Below are 20,316 nucleotides of genomic sequence, written 5' to 3' on the forward strand. Positions count from 1 at the left end.
TTAGAAACATGAAAAAGATAAATATACTATATTCAGCTATAACGGCTGCCTTTATGCTCTCATCATGTAGTGACTTTCTGGACACTATGCCGGATAACAGAGCAGAAATAGATACCGAAGCTAAAATCACTTCTTTGCTGGTTTCAGCCTATCCTACTGCTTACCCGATCATGATGGCTGAAATGGCATCAGATAATGCTATGGATAACGGTTCTTTATATTCTGTCGAAAGCCAGTCACAAGAAGATGCATATTTGTGGCAAGACATTGTTACCGATACGGATGGAGATGCTCCTCAAGGAATCTGGGATGCATGCTACATGGCAATCGCTTCGGCTAATCATGCCTTACAGGCTATTGAACAAATGGGGAATCCAAGCAGTTTGTCTGCCCAAAGAGGCGAAGCTTTGATCTGCCGTGCTTATGGCCACTTTGTGTTGGCTACTACTTTTTGCGAAGCATACAATTATGAAACAGCAGGCAATAAATTGGGTATTCCTTATTCAATTACACCTGAAGCAGAAGTTGCTCCTCATTATGTAAGAGGTACATTGGCAGAAACTTATTCTAAAATAGCAGCAGATATCGAAGAGGGACTTCCACTAGTCAATGACAATCTGTATTCAGTACCCAAATATCACTTCAACAGAAAGGCTGCACATGCATTCGCAGCCCGCTTCTATCTGTATTATTTACAAGCAGATAAATCAAACTACGAAAAGGTTATAGAATATGCAAGTGTGGTATTGGGAACTGTACCTTCTAAAGTGCTACGTACTTATGATGCCGACTTTGGCACATTATCTAATCCTACGAATGTAGGAGACGCATTTATCGCGGCAAAGTCTCCCGCCAACTTGCTAATTACTCCAATAAATAGTTCATGGCCTTACATTTATGGGCCTTATAGTATGTCACAACGTTATGGGCAAGCCAAGGAAATTTGTGATAATGAAAATCTTCGTGCTGATGGCATTTGGGGCACTGCTGCAAACCTAGTGGCTGCGAATACAATTTGGAACCCGCAGGAGAAAATGCCTTTCCCTAAATTAGCTATGTATTTCGAATATACAGACAAGGTAAATGGAATCGGTTATCGTCATGCGGTCATAGTACCCTTTACAACCAATGAGACTTTGCTTTGTCGTGCCGAAGCATACATCATGAAAGCACAACCTGAGTATGGGAAGGCAGTGTCGGATATCAATGATTGGCTGACTTCAGTTTGTTATGTAGGTAAAGCCCCTGTCGTTACAGAGGATGATATCAATACTTTTTATAAAAATATAGAATACACACCGATTCCTATAGAAAGCGCTGCACAGCGTACTGTAAAAAAAGAGCTGAATCCGATTATTCAATTTGTTGATGAGAAACAAGAGAACCTGATCCATTGTATTCTTCATCTCCGTAGAATAGAAACGATTCATGAAGGTCTGCGTTGGTATGACATCAAACGTTACGGTATTGAGATTTCACATAATAGAGAAGGATTGAGTCCTGATATACTGACCAAAAATGACCTCAGAAGGGCATTCCAATTACCTCAGGACGTAATTAATGCAGGTTTGGATGCTAATCCCAGAAACTAATAAAAAATAAGAGTATGAAAAAGATAAAAGTATTTATATTATTAGCACTAGCACTGGCTGCAGTGTCTTGCAGTGAAGAAGACTTGGACTCCAAAAGTATTTTTGATACTTCTTCTCCGGAACGTAATGCTTTTGAAACATGGATTTTGAATAACTATACCGAACCATACAATATTGACCTGAAGTACAGGTTTGAAGACATAGAATCAGACATGAAGTATAATGTGACACCGGCTGCTTATGATAAATCGGTGGCATTAGCCAAATTGGTGAAATATTTGTGGATTGAAGCCTATGAAGAGCTGGTAGGTCAGGAATTCGTAGCGACTTATTGTCCTAAAGTATTGCATTTTGTCGGTTCACCGGAATATGAGAAGTCGGGTGGATCCATGGTTTTGGGAACAGCAGAAGGTGGTCTGAAGATCACACTCTTCAATGTTAATGGTCTGAATCCGGAAAATCCAGATGCAGAAACGTTAAATGAATGGTATTTCAAAACTATGCACCATGAATTTGCACATATCTTGCACCAAACCAAAAATTATTCAACAGATTTCAATACAATATCCGCAGGTAAGTATACCGGACCGGGATGGATGAACATTACAGACCAAGAGGCTAGACAAATGGGCTTTGTTTCCAATTATGCCAGTACGGAAACTCAGGAAGATTTTGTGGAGACAATAGCTATTTATGTGACTTACACCAATGCACAATGGCAAAGTATCTTGAATGAAGCCGGTGAGGCAGGTGCTGCTATCATCCTTCAGAAATTTGAAATGGTAAAAGAATATCTGGCGGAATCTTGGGGAATTGATATAGATATGCTGCATAACATTGTCCAAGAGCGTGAAGAAAACATTGGTGATCTGGATTTAGGAACCCTTTAATATTGAAATAGAATATGAAAAAATATATTTATCTCTTTTTCTTGACTTTTTCTTTTCTTTTTGTGGCATGTTCACCGGAAGCGGAAGATATTTTTGGTGAAAACGCAGCAACCAGAATAGAAGAGAGGTTGGCAGCGGACAAGGCTGTATTGGTTGGAGCTCAGAACGGCTGGTTGATGGAATATTATCCGGCCAGTGGACAAATCTATGGAGGTTATAATGTATTGGCTCTTTTCGGTGAAGATGGCAAGGTGACGGTATCTGCAGATATTACAGGTGATGCTACTGCTAAAGCTACAAGTACTTACAGAATGAAAGAGCAAGCAGGCCCTACATTGAGTTTTGATACTTATAATGAAATTTTCCACATATTCTCTGACCCTAAAAACGACCTGGGGATAGGTACGGCTGGAAAAGGAATGGAAGGTGATTATGAATTCACTATTATGGAGGCAACTGCCGAAAAAGTGGTGCTGAAGGGGAAAAAAACAGGAAATAAAATTATCATGACTCCATTCAATGAAAGCTGGGAGGACTACCTGAACAGCATTATTGAAATGGATGGAAAGATATCAAGACTCGCCCAGTTCACCTATACTGATGGAGGTTTTACTGCCTCAGTGAAACAATCTTATCGAACTTTCACTGTTACATATCAGGAAAATGGGGAAGATAAGAATGTAGCAGTTCCATATATAATGACTCCTACAGGATTGAGATTTATGACGGCACTGGAATTGAATGGAAAAAAAATAGAGACCTTGGAATTTCAAGATGTAGGAGATGATGGACAACTTGTATCAGGAGATGTGATTTTAACACCTAAATTCCCCTTGGCTTATTTCTTTACCAATGGCGAATGGTTCTTCTCATATAAAAATCTGGGTAAATTAGGGCAAACATATTGGTCATCTGTTAAGAAGCAAGTTCTGGATCCTTATGGTATAGATTTGAACATGGCATTCCTCACTCCCTATTCAAACTCAGAAATGGTGTTTTATTGGATGTGTGAAGGATTTGATGATGGCATGTTATTATTCAATGTAACTACATTAGGTGATAATCAAGTTAAGATAGTCTTTGCTTTGAGTGGTAATCAAGTCGGAATAGATTTCTATCAACAATTGGGTTGGAATCTTATGATTTATCCGTTCTCTAAAGGCACAACAGGAGTTACATTCAATTTATCAGCAGATGATGAAAAGAATCCTTCTGTCATTACAATGACTGATACATCTAATTCTTCAAATGTTATAAAAGTCTTTAAAGAGGTGATTTCTGATCCATTTAATAATTGAAATAGTCATCTTTGAGCCTTTGGCCCATTGAATTTTAAATAAAGTGTTATTGAGAGGGTATATCGTGAGATATGCCCTCTCAACTTATATAACAATTAATGATATATTACTCCAGTTCTTAATACTTCTTTTTGAAGTCATAATATAAAGGGTATAAAAATAAAAATTGAGCATGTACAAGTTGATTATAAATGAAGATAAATATTCTATTACTCATTTTTTTGTGATATGAATACTTATTTTTATAATAACAGGAATGATTCATATCTTTAAATGATATGTATTGTAAAAATAACAACATAAGCAAAACTTACTTATCACATATAATCCATAAATAGAATTTTTATAGAAAAATGTTATTTATTTGGACATTTATGTTTTGTGAGAAACTCGTAGTAGTCGTTTAATACTACTTTTTCAACCATTATCTATGCTTTAATTTTCTGATAATCAAATATTAACTCAGGAAATACGGTATTATATAGGTAGATATTAATCTATGCCATATTATTTATACACCATATTATCAGGTATTTATCCTGTGGTTATAATCCTTCATATAGTCCCATTAAGAATCTATCATCCTTATAATCAATAATATAAAACAGGATAAGTTCTGCGAAAACATTGCAAATATCTTACATTGGCATGCAAACGCAGGAGGTGGCTATAAAGTCGACTGTGAAAGTTTTTATGAAGTCAGACGCTGAAATGCTTGATGAAGTAATGGTAGTTGCCTATGGTACAGCAAAGAAATCTGCATTTACAGGTTCAGCATCTGTGATAAAGTCTGAAACTCTGGAGAAACGCCAGGTTTCAAATATATCAAATGCTCTTTCCGGAACAGTATCAGGCGTACAGACACAAAGTACAAATGGACAGCCGGGAGAAAAAGCCACAGTACGTATTCGTGGTATTGGTTCCATGTATGCCAGCAATAATCCGTTGTATGTAGTAGATGGTATTCCGTACGAGGGCGACATTTCTGCTGTCAACTCACAAGATATTGAGTCAATGACAGTACTGAAAGATGCAGCGGCAGCAGCTTTGTATGGTGCCCGTGGTGCTAATGGCGTTATCTTGGTTACAACTAAAAAAGGAAAAACCGGAGAGACACTGGTATCATTGGATGCACGTTGGGGAGCTAACTCGCGCTTAGTGAAGAACTATGATGTACTGCAAAACGCAGCTACTTACATGGAAACTGCATACTCTGCCATATATAATGGCTATGTCTATAATAGTAAATATACGGCTGAGAGAGCCTATCAACAGGCTAATGCTGATTTGATTCCAGGTTTAGGATATCAGATTTACAATGTACCCAATGGTCAGAACCTGATAGGTCGGGATGGCAAACTGAATCCATATGCAACGCTGGGCTATAGTGACGGTGATTACTATTATACACCAGATAACTGGTCGGATGAAATGTTTGAAAGCAATATGCGTCAGGAATACAATCTGAGCGTATCTGGTGGTACCGATAAATTGAGTTATTATTTTTCTGCTGCTTATCTTGCTGATGACGGTATTATTGAGAACTCTGGTTTCGAACGTATTTCTAGTCGTATAAACGTGGATTATCAAGCTAAGAAATGGCTGAAGTTCGGTGTAAATTTAAGCTATGCAAATGTAAAAAGCCGCTATCCTGGAGATCAGGACACAGATGCGGCCACTTCATCGGGTAATGCCTTTTTTGTAGGTAACTTCATTGCCCCCATTTATCCAATGTATGTTCGTAATGCTGAAGGCCAGATTATGCATGACGCTAATACCGGTTATCGGATATATGATTATGGAGATGGTGAAAGTACAAACTTCACTCGTAACTTTATGAGTATGTCTAACCCGATGAGTAGCTTTCTCTATGACACGGAAGAATATTTAATGGATATCCTGAATGGGAAATGGTATGCCAAAGTAGACATTCTGGATGGTCTGTCTTTGACTGCTTCTTTAGGTTTGCATGTGGATAATACGCGTTTGCATATTGTAGGCAACAAGTATTATGGCCAGTCTGCATCCCAAAACGGCTCTGTGCAACAGTACTCATCACGTACGTATTCTCTGGACCAGCAATACTTGCTGACTTATAAAAAAGCATTTGATCTGCATCACATTGATGTTTTGGCCGGATATGAGAGTATGGATTATAATACTGAATCTCATTATATTCTGGGTTACAACATGTATAGTGATAAGAACTGGACTGCCTCAAATGTAATCGACCGTAAAAATGGTTCCGGAAGCTACAATGAATATGCTACTATCGGTATCATCACACGCGCCAGCTATGATTTCGATGAAAAGTACTATGCAAGTGTTTCTTATCGTCGTGATGCTTCTTCGCGTTTCCATCCGGATAATCGCTGGGGTAACTTTTGGAGTGTGAGTGCTGCATGGGATATGGCTAAGGAGAACTTTATTTCTCATATTGACTGGATTAATATGCTGAAATTGAAAGCTTCTTTCGGACAACAAGGTAACGATAATCTTCTTTATAAAGGATACACAAACTATTATCCTTACCAAGATCAATTTACTGTAAGCGGCTCGGAGGGAGTATTCTCTGACGGTGTACTTTTCTATAAAGGAAATAAAGATATCACTTGGGAAACATCCAATTCATTCAATGTTGGTGTGGACTTTGCTCTTCTGAAAGGACGCGTTGATGGTACCATCGAATATTTCAATCGCCAGACGAAAGATATGTTGTATTACAAGCCGGTAGCTATGTCCAATGGTTATACACAGTTCCCGATGAATATCGGTTCAGTGCGTAACTCAGGTATTGAAATTGAATTGAACTACACTCCAATCCAGACTAACAATTTCAAATGGATCATCAATTGGAACGGAACTATGATGAAAAATAAGATTCTTGAATTACACCCTGACTTGAAAGGGGAAATGATTAATGGATCTTATATCTATCGTGAAGGTGAATCTTTATACCAGTTCTATTTGACGAAATATGCAGGTGTAGACCATGAAAGTGGTGAAGCGCAGTATTGGGCTAAAGATACTGACGGAGCAGAGTATAAAACCAGTGACTGGTCGGCTGCTTATAACACAAACCGCCAGGCCAGCGGTGATCTTCTCCCCACTATTTATGGAGGTATCGGTACTGCATTGGATTTTTACGGTTTCGATTTTTCTATCCAGTGTGCTTATCAGTTAGGTGGCAAGATATATGATAGTGGTTATCAGGTGTTGATGCATGGCGGTGGCTCACATGACCTTGGTTATAACTGGCACAAAGATATACTGAATGCCTGGACATCCGAAAATGCAAATTCTAATATACCGCGTATAGATGCAATCGATAAATATACCAATTCTAGTTCAGATCGTTGGTTAACAAGTTCTGACTATTTCGCTATCAATAACATTACATTAGGTTATACACTACCTAAAAGATGGTTGAGAAATTTGGGTATCGGTAGCCTGCGTGTTTATGGTGCAGCTGATAATGTGGCTCTTTTCTCTGCCCGCAGAGGACTTGATCCACGTATGAGCTATACGACTGCCTCAACAGACCGCTACACTCCTATACGTACCATTTCTGGTGGCCTGAAAGTAACATTCTGATAAATGGTTGAATTTTATAAAAAAGAAAGAATATGAAAAGAATATATAAAATAACGCAAGTTGCTCTATTCGGTGCATTAGTAGTCGGATGTACTGACTTGGATACTGCCCCACTAAGTTCGACTATTACAGCCGACCAAAAAGAGGATGTGGTCGCTGCTGACCCTTCTAAAATTGAAGCTAGCGTAACTGCTATTACAGCTAACTTTACACAATATGCTAAAATTTATACCGAAGATGACAACGTACATAGTGATATAGGTTATCCTACTATTATGTTAGCTACCGATTCAAGGACTACGGATTTTGTAGCTGATATAACAGGCTACAATTGGTATTCTGAATCAGCCGATTATAGCGATTGTTTAAGTACGAGTACGGCTACTATCGAATTTTGGGGTACGCTTTACAACCAAATTTATACAGCCAACGCTGTTATTGGTACTGTAGATAATGAAACGTCAGACCCTACTCTGCAATTTTATCTGGCACAGGCATTGTCCATCCGTGCGTTCGATTATTTCACGTTGGTGCAGTTGTATCAGTTCAATTACAAGGGACATGAAGATGCTCCAGGAGTGCCCATTATCACTCCCGAGAATGCAGAAGAGGTAGCAGCAAATGGCTGTGCCCGCTCTACAGTAAAGGAAACCTATGAATTCATTTTGGGTGATTTGAATAAGGCTATTGAGCTATTGGCTAACACAAAGAAAACCCGTTCCGACAAGCGTTATGTCAGTCTTGATGTTGCTTATGGTATACGTGCCCGTGTTCACCTGACTATGCACAATTATGCAGATGCATTGAAAGATGCAGAAGCTGCACTTGCCAGCACATCTTCTATTCCATATAGTAGCACAGCGGTGAGCAAGCCAACCTTCATTGATATTGAAGATGCTTCATGGATGTGGGGCATCTTAATTACGGATAAAGACCGTGTAAGTACTACTGGTATTTGTAATTTCCCATCTCACATGGGGTCACTGAATTACGGCTACGCCTCTGTGGGGGGATGGCGCAGAATCAGTCCAAAACTCTACAACCAGATTCCTGAAAGTGATGTACGTAAAGGATGGTTCTTGGATGACACAGGTGTATCTGTTAATCTACCGGCAGCAGCGCAGGCTTATATTACTAAAAAAGGTGCTCCGGTTTATACGCAAGTGAAATATGGGCCAATGAACAACGAATGGGGATCAAATAACAATGCAACTGATGTGATTTTGATGCGTGTAGAGGAAATGTATTTAATTAAAGCAGAAGCACAAGCCATGAACAATGATGTAAGCGGCGGTGTGAATACACTCAATTCATTTGTAAATACCTATCGTGATCCATCTTATAAATGTACAGCTACAACGAGCGAAGCTGTGCAAGAGGCTGTTTGGCATCAACGTCGTATCGAATTCTGGGGTGAAGGTTTAGCCTATTTTGATATTATGCGTCTGAATAAAGGTGTTAATCGCTTGGGATGCGGATTTCCCAAAACTGCGGTATTTAACATTGCGGCAGGTGATCCGGTCCAGATTTACAGTATCCCCAATAAAGAGGTACAATACAATCCATTGCTGGAAAACAATCCGTTGGTATCTGCTCCAACTCCAATACCTGATGAAGAATAAGTTAACTATAAAAAGGATAGAATATGAAATATATCAATAAAATATTTAGCCTGTTTGCTATCGCATTGATGGCTGTGGCTTGTGATCCGGATGCGGAAAGTTATACTCCGGGAGGATTAGAGGAGGGCAACCAAGGTATTTGTTTTGCAGGTAATTATACCCAAACAGTAGAAGTTGAACCTGGAGTTACTTCTTTTATCCTCACACTAAAACGTTCTGTAACTGATGTAGCTGGTTCTGTGGATATAAAGGTCTTGAATAACGAAGAGAATATATTTACATGCCCTTCTACAGTATTATTTGCTGCCGGAGAGGCAACTACGACATTGACTGTGGAGACTCCATCAGCGACAGCAGGGATTCTTTATAATCTAAAGCTGGCTGTGAGTGGCGATAATGTAAGTAAATACATTAGCGGATACAATGAGATTTCTGTAAATTTCAGTATCATTAAATGGGAACCAATCGGCACTGGTTATTATTTAGACGGTACTATATCTACTTTCTTTGGCGTTGATCCTTCCATGCCGATGGCTGTAAAATTGGAACGGGCAGAAACGGCTACCAGCGTTCGTTTCCGCTTTGACAGTCCGTTTGCACGTGTAGCGACAGCAATGGATGAGTATGGTGGCTACGATGGTTATCCTTTTAATGAGGAAAGTGATGTGGTGCCGGGTAAATATCTCTTTACTATTGATGTAACCAGCCAGGGAGCGGCATTGTCACCAGTTGACTTAGGTATGGCCTGGTCATATGGAATGTTCTCTATCGGCTCTGTATATGGAAATCTGTCAACAAATATTGCAACATATCCATTGGGGATTTATAATGAAAAAGCCAACTGCATTACTTTCCCTGCCAACTCCTTGTATATTAAGATGGCAGATTATAAAGAAGGCGCTGCCTCACCTTGTGCTAATCCTTCATATCTGTACTTAAGTGGGGATGCTTATTTGGAGTCTTTAGAGGCTACTAAATAACGAATTAGTAAATAGTAGACTATAAAGTTCCATTCTTCCATTTGTTCAATGGTAAATGGAAGAACGGAACTTTTATAATTTTCTTGGAACTCAAGAGCTACGATATTTTATATTAATTATTGTATACTCATATTTGACCGAGTGTTTTCTCGATAAAGTGTTTTTAAAGACTGCTCATTAGGAAATGTGCGGTCTTTTTCTTTCATTCTCTCTTCTTTAGCCATTGCAGGTCAATTATATATTTCATATAGATCAATAATGACTCAAAAGGAATATTTTATTTCGATCCAATCTCTTATTATTTATCGAAATAATACAATTTGCATTATACTTAACTATGCATACTACTTTTATGAAAAAAACGGACTTCACAAAGACTTCAGATTGTGTATATGAACTATAAATTAAGCCTCATTAATAATTTAATTATTTCATACATTTATAAATAGAACAAAACCCATAGTACTAATTTTGGAACTTTATTCTGTTTTCACTTTCGAATTAATGATCTTATAATTAAATGATTACGTATTAAATAAAGGGCAATCAGGGTAGATACAAACACATACTACCGTTTTTTATATATCTCATAATCAATATGTTGATAAATAATCGTTGTACATAACATGGTTCTGATCTAAATTTATTTCGCTGATTATTAGAGTCTTATACACTACTTAGTTCTGCGAAAACGTTACAAATCTCTTACATTGGAATGCAAATTCAAGAAGTTGCTATTGCACCACGCGTGAAGGTTACAATGAAAGCAGATACAGAGATGTTGGATGAAGTATTGGTTGTAGCCTTCGGTACAGCTAAGAAATCAGCATTTACAGGTTCAGCTTCGGTAGTTAACACTGAAGAACTATCCAAACGCATCACAACGAATGTAACTGATGCTTTGATTGGTTCCGTAGCTGGATTACAAATGCGTGGTGGTTCAGGTGCCCCAGGTGATACGAGTGGCAAAATCAATATTCGCGGAATTGCTTCTATGTATGCTGCAACAGATCCGTTGGTGATTGTCGACGGTGCTCCTTATCCTGCTAGTCTCTCTAACATTCCACAAGGTGACATTGAGTCTGTTTCTGTATTGAAGGATGCTGCTTCGGCTGCCCTTTACGGCGCACGTGGTGCTGCAGGCGTTATAATTGTTACTACTAAAAAGGGTAAGACACAAAATGCAGTTATCAATGTAGATATGAAGTGGGGCGTAAACTCTCGTTCGGTTCAAGATTACGATGTAATTACAGATCCGGGAAAGTATTACGAAGCCTACTACTCTCAAATTTACAATAATTATTTCTATGGCCAGGGTATGAGTGCGACAAATGCCAATCAGTCTGCTAATAACAAGATGTTAAGCGAACTGGGATATAATGTATATACAGTTCCCGATGGTGAACAATTGATTGGCGCAGATGGTAAGTTGAATCCGAAGGCCACACTGGGGCGCAAACATACATATAATGGAACAGACTACTACATGCAACCTGATAACTGGAGCGATTTGGCTTACAAGAACGCATTACGTCAAGAATACAATGTAAGTATCAACGGTGGTTCTGACCGTTCTTCTTTCTATGCTAGTTTGGGATATCTAAACGAAGATGGTGTTATCGATAATTCTGGTTACGACCGCGTAACCGCTCGTGTTAAGGCTGATTATCAGGCTAAGAAATGGCTGAAAATTGGTGCCAATGTGGGCTATATACATTCTAATCGCAATTCTAATCCCAATATGGATACTTCTTTAGGAGCCAGCAATTTGATGTACTATACTTCTATGATGGCCCCTATCTATCCAGCGTATGTTCGTGTGTTGGACGAATCAGGTAAACCGGTTATCAAGACAGATGAATACGGTCATAAAGCCTACGACTATGGTGTTGCACTCACTAACTATGGAGTAGGCCGTCCGTTCGGGCAAACAGGTAACCCACTGGGATCGAATGCCTATAATAAGGTAACTTATATTGGTGACCAGTTGAATGGAACTTTTACTGCTGATGTCAATATCTCCAATTTCTTAAAAGCAAATGCAACTAGCACAGTGACTTGGGGACAAACAAATAAATCTGATTATGAAAATCCCTATTATGGTTCTAAACAAGGTGTAAATGGAGAAATCTTCAAAAGCGCCACTACTGCATTGAGAACTAACCATGTACAGTCATTGACCTATTTTCAGGATTTCAATAAGCACAGTGTAAGTGTCATGGTTGGTCATGAGTATTATAAGACAAAAACGACATATCTGGATGCTACAGCAAATGGTGGTTTTTCACCAGCTATACCTGAAATCAATGCGTTTGCTACCAAGAAGGATTCTCACTCTTACACTACTGAGTATAATGTAGAAGGTTATTTCGGCAGTGCTCAGTATAATTATGCTGAAAAGTATTATGCTTCTGCTTCTTTCCGTCGTGATGCCTCTTCTTATTTCGCAAAAGAAAACCGATGGGGCAATTTCTGGTCAGTGGGTGCAGCTTGGATTATATCTAAGGAAAACTTCATGATCAATTATGCATCATGGCTCGATATGTTAAAACTAAAATTTTCTGTAGGGCAGCAAGGCAATGATAATATTGGTAGCTATGCTTATACTGATTTGTACTCTTTATCGAAAGCTGATGAGACTACAATGTCGCCTGTATTTTATCGTATGGGTAATCCTGATATAACTTGGGAAACAACTACTAATATCAACGTTGGTATTGAGTTCAGTCTCTGGAAAGGTCGTTTGGCGGGTAATTTAGATGTTTATACCAAGAAAACAAGTGATTTGTTGTTCTGGCTGTCTGTTCCAGAATCTGCTGGTTCACGTGGTTACTACGGCAATGTGGGTGATATTCGTAATATGGGCGTTGAATTAGCTTTGACTGGTGCAATAATCCGCACCAAAGACATTGATTGGAGTGTGTCAGCTAATATATCTCATAATAAAACGAAGATTCTTAAACTGCCTGAGTCAAAGATTGCAGAAACTGGTGGTTTCATCGAATCAAATACTCCAAGAACCTATCAGAACTGGTTTGAAGAAGGTGGTTCTCTCTACAATGCTTTCCTGCCTAAATATGCAGGGGTTAATGAGAAAGGTGAGGCTATTTACTGGATTGATGATGCCCTGAAAGGTGCAACTAACCGCCCAGGTAAAGAGCTTTCACGTACTACAACCAGTATCAACGAAGCTTCGAAGTATGCATTAGGTTCTACACTTCCTAAAGCTTTTGGCGGCTTTAGTACTACCTTACGTATCTGTGATTTCGATGCTTCCGCTTCTTTCGATTATCAGATTGGAGGTAAAGTAATGGATCTCCAATACAAGCGGTTGATGACTCCTAGCACCACTGCATCAGATGCCGGTTACAATATTCACAAAGATTATGCTAAATCATGGACTCCGAATAATACTACCAGTAATATTCCTCGTTGGCAGTATGGCGACCAATATACTACTGGTATGTCCGATCGCTTTCTAACCAGTGCCAGTTATCTGAATTTTCAATCATTTACCGTAGGCTATACATTGCCTGAGAATTTGATTAAGAATGTTGCAAAAATCCGTGTTTATGTAGCAGGTGAAAATCTTTGTTTTTGGTCAGCCCGTAAAGGGTTAGATCCTCGTTATTCTTATGATGGAAATGAATCCGTCAGTGTTTACTCTCCTGTACGTAATATCTCAGGTGGAGTGCAATTCACATTCTAACTTTAAAAGAGAAATAAGATGAGAAAAATATTACTATCATTGATGATGGTTGCCCTCTTGTTAATTACGGCAACTAGTTGTATCGAAGAGTTCGAACCCCAGAGCTCCACAGTGACTGGTGACCAGGCAGCCAATGCACCAGGGGCGTACAATAACTTTGTAAATGCAATCACGTCTTCCTTAGTAGGTACATTTGCTTATGGCAATGATTCTGGTACCCAATACGATTATGGCTATCCTGCTTTTTATTTGTTTCGTGACTTAATGGGACAAGATATGGTTACTGTCTATTCAAATTGGTATAGTAATTGGTATGAGTGCGGTGTAGGTCTGGGACCTCAGTATGCTGCATGCCAGCTTCCATGGACTTATTATTATAGTTGGATCAAAAATTGTAATACAGTTCTTTCACTGGCTGGCTCAACACCCGATGCTGATAAAGTGACCGGTGCAGGCATCGCCCATGCTATGCGTGCAATGTTCTATATGGATTTAGCACGTATGTATGCCCCCAAGACGTATGGTATTGATAAAGAAGCAGAAACTGTACCTATTGTAACCGAAGCGACTACTCTTAGTGAGTTGGCCTACAATCCTCGCGCTACGAATGAGAAAATGTGGGAGTTTATTATTTCTGACCTTGATAAAGCAGAAGAATACTTAGCTAACTATAAACGCGAGAATGTTTATACTCCTGACCAGTCTGTAGTTTATGGATTGAAAGCTCGTGCCTATCTGGTAATGGAAAACTGGGCAAATGCAGAAAAATATGCAAAATTGGCTCAGAATGGTTATACAATGATGACTGAAAGCCAATATACTGATCGTGAAACTGGATTCAATACTCCTAATTCATCTTGGATGATGGGACTCACTTATAAGAAAGATGATCCGAACATTTTGGAAAATGATGGGGACTCGTCTTGGGGATCTACCATGTGCCTCGAGATTAATCCAACCACTTCTGGTTGTGGCTATGCTGCAAACTATGGCCAACAGATTGTGATGGACCGCCATTTGTATGAAACGATGCCGCAAACTGATTTTCGTAGGAAATGTTTCGTTGACTTTGCTCTGGATGAAGTGAGTAAGGCAGAAACACTGGAAGGATTAAAGGCTTATACAGACCATCCAGATTGGATATATAATGCCGGACAAGTGAATTATAAAGCAGTGGGTGGACTTCCATTGAAGTTCCGTACAATCGGAGGTGAAGAGGGGCGTAATAACCAGTATATAGGTTTTGTTGTAGCTGTCCCCATGATGCGTGTTGAGGAGATGTATTTGATTGAAGCTGAGGCCGCAGGTATGCAGAATGAATCTAATGGCATTGCCTTATTGACCACATTTGCCAAATCACGTGATGTATCTTATGAATATGGCAAGCACAGTGAAGCGTATGGAAATTCAACCACTTCTACCTTCCAAAACGAAATTTGGTGGCAGCGCCGTGTTGAGTTTTGGGGAGAAGGACTGGCTACTTTTGATATTAAACGTCTCAATAAAGGTATTATCCGTAGCTATGAAAAGACCAATCATTTAGAATCCAGGCGCTGGAATACCAGCACTCCTCCTGATTGGATGAACTGGTGTATCATTCAGACTGAAACTAACAATAATTATTCTTGTACAAACAATCCTACACCCATTCAGCCTTCTTCAGACTCTGAAGAGTATAAATGGTAATGGGATTAACATATTAAAGATGAAGAATATGAAAATATATATATATAATTTATTCATGGCGCTTCTCGCTGTTACTATTGTGACTTCATGTACAGACGAAGAAGGTACAGAACCGGGAAATGATTCTACCCCAATAGTAACTGTTTATCAGTATAAAGCAAGTCGGCCTAATAACCCCGACAACGATATTATACTCAGATTTGCTGCAAACAGCAAGACAACTGAAGCGTACTATCTGGTTGAGCAGACAGTAGACAAAGATGCCCATATAGCCTCTATGGGTAAAAATGCCTATATTGACTATGTTGTTTCAAATGGCATTAAAGTCAATGACATTTCCGGCGCATCAAACGTTGATGTTGTATTGACTGATTTATATGGCGAATATACCATTACTGCTGTAGCTGTAGGTAAAGATAGTAAAACATCTACAGATATCACTTTTTCAGGTCTTGCTTGGACTGATGTGGTTACTGGCACATACTATTTCTTTAACGCTGAAAAGCTTGGTATATCAGCTTCTAATCCTACTGTTTTACAAGTTTGTACTACTGATGCTAATCTATATCGTTTCAAGGATGTGTTTGGCACTGGTTATCACTTAAAGATTAACCTAATAGACTATAAAGGTAGTGATACAGGAGGAGAATATCAGTTCTTCAGGGTTCCTGCGACTGACACACCATATATTTTTGGTAACTATGGCACTGTAAATGTCCGTGACATAGGCTATTTTCAGAATAACGATGCTTTTGTGACCGAAGGTGGCTATGAAAGTGGTATGTATTCAAATTACAATTGCTTCATTTACGTGCAGTATTATGTATCAGCAGGCAATCTTGGTTATGATTATGATGAATTTATTGCAGATTAATCAGAACATATGATAACAATAGAATCCCAGCTATTAATTTAGCTGAGTGTTTTTAATAAAGTGTTTTAGAGGACCGTTCACTGAGAAGTGAGCGGTCTTTCTATGTTTGCCTGGCATAAACGAACTGTTTTAGAGTGTAAATTCCAAATAAGTCTTAATAGTGGGAATTGCTAGTCAATGACAAAGGTGCCCTGCACAGAGAAGAATTTGAAGGAAGTTTTCGACAAATTCTCAGCTCTACATACAAAGACTGAATATTAGGTTGCGAGAGAATAAGCTTGCATAACAAATAAAGTCCTATAGCTATCCGAATCTGCATGTAGTATATCCAGAGAGCGTTGAGATGAAAGCAGTTACTCTTAACAGGGAAGATCTCATAGGCATGTATTCGTTATAGGTGTGGTTGAAACAAGACTTGTCGTAAGAAGTATTGGCGTATATCAGTTCATCCTACAACTCAGGAAGCTTTGTCTTATGAATACGGACTACCTTACTTTTGCGATGCACTACCATTCTGTGCTTAAGAATTGTTGAACAGCATGTACGATGATGTGAGAGCTCAAAACAAGAATTAAGCTCGTTTCTCTTATTCAATATGTCCTCAATTAGTAATAGAAACTACTTAAAAAAGACTTGACCATAATAATCAATTATAAGTTTGCAATATGATATATAACTTTGTTCTATTTCTCTTTTTCTATTTAGTCTTCTCGGAATCACACTATGTAATTATAAAATAGGATAAATATTTATTTCAACTATTTACTATTTTTTATTCATGTGATCGCTATCATGTGTTATAGATCAACTTCTGGAATGTTTTTAATTATTCCATACATTTATATTTATGCTTGAACCAATAGTACTAGTTTAAGAACCTGTTTTTATAGATGATTACATAATAATATTCTTATTATTAAGTGTTTAGTATAGAAATATAGGATAATTCCGGTAGATATAAATATATATTGTCGTTTTTTACATCTCTTATTATCAGCTATTTATAAATTATTATCACCTTGTATAAAGTTCCTTGATTATGATTACAACGCTGATATTCAGCAATATAATAATGGATTAGTTCTGCGAAGACGTTGCAAATCTCGTATATTGGTATGCAAACACAAGAAGTTGCGATTAAATCTCACGTAAAAGTAACAATGAAATCTGATAGTGAGATACTTGAAGAAGTAATGGTGGTTGCTTATGGTACTGCAAAGAAGTCAGCATTTACAGGTTCGGCAAGTGTTGTCTCATCTGATCAGATTGGTAAGATTCAGACTTCCAATGTAGCTAATGCATTGACTGGTAAAGTTTCTGGTGTACAGCTAAACACTACTTCTGGACAACCGGGAGCTACAACACCAACGATTCGTGTACGTGGTATTAGTTCAATCAATGCAGGAAAAGACCCCTTGATTGTATTGGATGGTATACCGTATGATGGTGACCTCAATAATATAAGCTCTCAGGATATTGAGTCAATGACTGTATTGAAAGATGCCGCTTCAAGTGCTCTGTATGGTGCACGTGGTGCTAATGGTGTGATTATCATTACTACTAAAAAAGGTAATGCCGGACAAGCCAAAATTACAGTCGATGCAAAATGGGGATCTAACTCTCGTGCTACTCAGGATTATAATTATGTTACTAGCCCTGCTAAATATTATGAAATGTATTATGGCGCTCTGAAGAACTACTTTACGAATACCCAAGGAATGGATTCAAATGCGGCTCATATTATGGCTAATCAAAATCTGACTGCAAATAATGCCTACGGTTTGGGATATAATGTTTATAACGTACCTACAGGGCAGTATATGATTGGCGAAAATGGTAAATTGAATCCGAATGCAACATTAGGTAACCTTGTTAGTTATCAAGGACAAAACTATCTGTTGTTGCCAGATGATTGGACAGATGCTGCTTATAAGAATGGTTTGCGTCAGGAATACACAGTGACAGCAACAGCTGGTAGCGATAAGTCTTCTTTCTATGCTTCTTTCAACTATTTGGATAATGAAGGTATCGCCAATAATTCTGACTATGAACGTCTGACTGGTCGTATGAAAGCTGATTATCAAATTAAAGATTGGTTGAAAGTGGGAGCAAACATGGCTTATACGCATTATGAATCTAATCAGTTGGGTGATGATGGTAGTTCCAATTCCTCTGGTAATGTATTTGCTTTAACTCAGATGGCTCCGATTTATCCGCTATACCTGCGTGATGGAAATGGCGTAATAATGAAAGATGCTAATGGAATCACACGTTATGACTATGGTGATGGCTCTAACGCTGGTAATAGCCGTCCTTACTTGGGACAAAGTAATGCCTTATCCAGCAGCATTTTGGATAAGATGAATGCTGAGGGTAATGCAATTAGCGCTGTAGGCTTTTTCGAGGTACGTTTCTTGAAAGATTTCAAATTTAGTTCTACCAACAGTGTATATGTAGATGAAATGCGTCAGACTAATGTTACGAATCCCTACTATGGTCAATACGCTTCCTCTAATGGTATTGCATATAAATACCATACTCGTCAGCTATCATATAACTATCAGCAATTATTAAACTATAAAAAGAGCTTTGGTTCCCATAATATAGAAGCGATGTTGGGACATGAGTCTTATCGTTATAAATACTATTATTTATATGCTTCAAAATCTAACATGTTCGATCCGAATAACCCGGAATTGATTGGTGCTATCTTGGATGGTTCTGCTAACTCTTATACAAAAGACTATAACACAGAAGGTTATTTTGGCCGTATACAATATGATTTTAATGAAAAATACTTTGTATCTGGTTCTTATCGTCGTGATGCTTCTTCTCGTTTCCATCCGGACAATCGTTGGGGTAACTTCTGGTCATTAGGAGGTGCTTGGTTAATTTCTAAAGAGGATTTCTTTAATGTAGAATGGATTGATGAGTTAAAATTAAAAGCATCTTATGGTTCGCAAGGTAATGATAATATCGGTGACTACCGTTATATAACTACTTATGAGATTGTAAATGCAAACGGTAACCCGGCGGCTGTTCCTTATGCTATGGGTAACAAGGATATTACCTGGGAAACAAATGGTAACTTCAATGTTGGTATTGACTTTGCAGTTCTCAAAAATCGCTTAAGTGGTACTGTAGAATATTTCAATCGCAAGACTTCTGATATGTTGTTTTCATTCCCTCTTCCTCCTACAATGGGCTTTACTTCTTATTATTCCAATGTGGGTGATATGCGTAATACGGGTGTTGAATTAGAATTAGAGGGTACGCCAATCAAGACCAATGATATGAAATGGACGATTAGCTTAAACTTTACTCATTACAAGAATAAGATTACGTATTTGTCAGAAAAGTCTAAAACGTTGAAAGTAGATGGAGTATCCGGTTATTCCAGCGGTAGCTTCTTCTACGGTGAAGGTGAACCTTTATATACTTATTATCTGTATAAATATGCCGGTGTTAATGAAAAAGGAGAATCTCTGTTCTATAAAGATATAAAAGATAAAGATGGTAATGTAACCGGAGTTGAAACAACAACGAAGCCCAGTGAAGCAACACAGCATCTTTGCGGAACTGCATTGCCGGATATGTACGGCGGTTTTGGAACAAGTTTTGAATATAAAGGTATTGATTTCTCTATTGATTTTGCATATCAACTTGGTGGACAAGTTTATGATAGTGACTATGCTGCCTCAATGGGAATTAACAAGGGACATGCTTTCCATGTTGATTTGTTGAATGCCTGGACTCCGGAAAATACAAGTTCTAACATTCCTCGTTTCCAATATAATGACTCATATATGAATCAGAGTTCAGATCGTTTCTTGACTGATGCTTCTTATTTGAGCTTGCAGAATATTAATCTGGGTTATACTTTGCCATCACGAATCTGCCGTACTATGGGTATGGAAAAACTGCGCATCTATATGTCTTGTGATAATGTTTGGGTATGGTCTAAACGCCAAGGACTTGATCCACGCCAGAGTATTACAGGTAGTGTAACATCTGCTTATTATGCTCCAATGCGTACTATTTCGGGAGGTATCACACTTACATTCTAAACCA

9 protein-coding genes and 1 pseudogene are annotated in these 20,316 nt (G+C 38.4%); all 10 read left to right on the forward strand.

The window, feature by feature from the left end; translation table 11 throughout:
* The first annotated feature begins 8 nt into the window (after window positions 1-8).
* The 10 genes and pseudogenes from DWW10_RS05800 to DWW10_RS05845 all read left to right on the forward strand — a co-directional run bounded on the left by DWW10_RS05800 (window position 9) and on the right by DWW10_RS05845 (window position 20,312).
* The gene (locus DWW10_RS05800) at window positions 9-1,592 is read left to right on the forward strand and encodes a RagB/SusD family nutrient uptake outer membrane protein (protein WP_118421529.1); all 1,584 of its coding nucleotides are present in this window, start codon (window positions 9-11) and stop codon (window positions 1,590-1,592) included.
* A 14-nt stretch (window positions 1,593-1,606) separates the two neighbouring features.
* Window positions 1,607-2,482: a zinc-binding metallopeptidase gene (locus DWW10_RS05805; RefSeq protein ID WP_118421530.1), complete on the forward strand. Its 876-nt coding sequence runs from the start codon at window positions 1,607-1,609 to the stop codon at window positions 2,480-2,482.
* Between the two features lie 14 nt (window positions 2,483-2,496).
* Entirely contained in the window at window positions 2,497-3,780 is a 1,284-nt protein-coding gene (locus DWW10_RS05810; protein WP_118421531.1) for a DUF4302 domain-containing protein, read from the forward strand.
* A gap of 609 nt (window positions 3,781-4,389) precedes the next feature.
* On the forward strand, window positions 4,390-7,374 hold the full coding sequence (locus tag DWW10_RS05815; protein WP_259320436.1) for a SusC/RagA family TonB-linked outer membrane protein: 2,985 nt from the start codon (window positions 4,390-4,392) through the stop codon (window positions 7,372-7,374).
* A gap of 32 nt (window positions 7,375-7,406) precedes the next feature.
* On the forward strand, window positions 7,407-8,996 hold the full coding sequence (locus DWW10_RS05820) for a RagB/SusD family nutrient uptake outer membrane protein (RefSeq protein ID WP_118421533.1): 1,590 nt from the start codon (window positions 7,407-7,409) through the stop codon (window positions 8,994-8,996).
* A 23-nt stretch (window positions 8,997-9,019) separates the two neighbouring features.
* A complete protein-coding gene (locus DWW10_RS05825) occupies window positions 9,020-9,976 on the forward strand; it encodes a hypothetical protein (RefSeq protein ID WP_118421534.1) in 957 nt (318 codons plus the stop codon).
* 691 nt (window positions 9,977-10,667) lie between these two features.
* A pseudogene (locus DWW10_RS05830) lies at window positions 10,668-13,685 on the forward strand (SusC/RagA family TonB-linked outer membrane protein); the annotation flags it as partial.
* 18 nt (window positions 13,686-13,703) lie between these two features.
* Window positions 13,704-15,371: a RagB/SusD family nutrient uptake outer membrane protein gene (locus DWW10_RS05835; RefSeq protein WP_118421536.1), complete on the forward strand. Its 1,668-nt coding sequence runs from the start codon at window positions 13,704-13,706 to the stop codon at window positions 15,369-15,371.
* Window positions 15,372-15,399: 28 nt separating this feature from the next.
* Window positions 15,400-16,245 (forward strand): hypothetical protein, encoded by an 846-nt coding sequence (locus DWW10_RS05840; RefSeq protein WP_182021358.1) that lies wholly within the window; start codon window positions 15,400-15,402, stop codon window positions 16,243-16,245.
* Window positions 16,246-17,339: 1,094 nt separating this feature from the next.
* Window positions 17,340-20,312 carry a SusC/RagA family TonB-linked outer membrane protein gene (locus tag DWW10_RS05845; RefSeq protein WP_259320425.1) on the forward strand — a complete coding sequence of 991 codons (2,973 nt, stop codon included), beginning with the start codon at window positions 17,340-17,342 and terminating at the stop codon, window positions 20,310-20,312.
* Window positions 20,313-20,316: the final 4 nt, after the last annotated feature.

The sequence above is a fragment of the Bacteroides intestinalis genome (genome assembly GCF_003464595.1).
In the GTDB taxonomy this organism is placed as follows: domain Bacteria; phylum Bacteroidota; class Bacteroidia; order Bacteroidales; family Bacteroidaceae; genus Bacteroides; species Bacteroides intestinalis_A.

Coding starts and splice junctions, on each gene's coding strand:
- DWW10_RS05800 (WP_118421529.1), top strand. CDS start 9: ATGAAAAAGATAAATATACTATATTCAGCTATAACGGCTGCCTTTATG.
- DWW10_RS05805 (WP_118421530.1), top strand. CDS start 1,607: ATGAAAAAGATAAAAGTATTTATATTATTAGCACTAGCACTGGCTGCA.
- DWW10_RS05810 (WP_118421531.1), top strand. CDS start 2,497: ATGAAAAAATATATTTATCTCTTTTTCTTGACTTTTTCTTTTCTTTTT.
- DWW10_RS05820 (WP_118421533.1), top strand. CDS start 7,407: ATGAAAAGAATATATAAAATAACGCAAGTTGCTCTATTCGGTGCATTA.
- DWW10_RS05825 (WP_118421534.1), top strand. CDS start 9,020: ATGAAATATATCAATAAAATATTTAGCCTGTTTGCTATCGCATTGATG.
- DWW10_RS05835 (WP_118421536.1), top strand. CDS start 13,704: ATGAGAAAAATATTACTATCATTGATGATGGTTGCCCTCTTGTTAATT.
- DWW10_RS05840 (WP_182021358.1), top strand. CDS start 15,400: ATGAAAATATATATATATAATTTATTCATGGCGCTTCTCGCTGTTACT.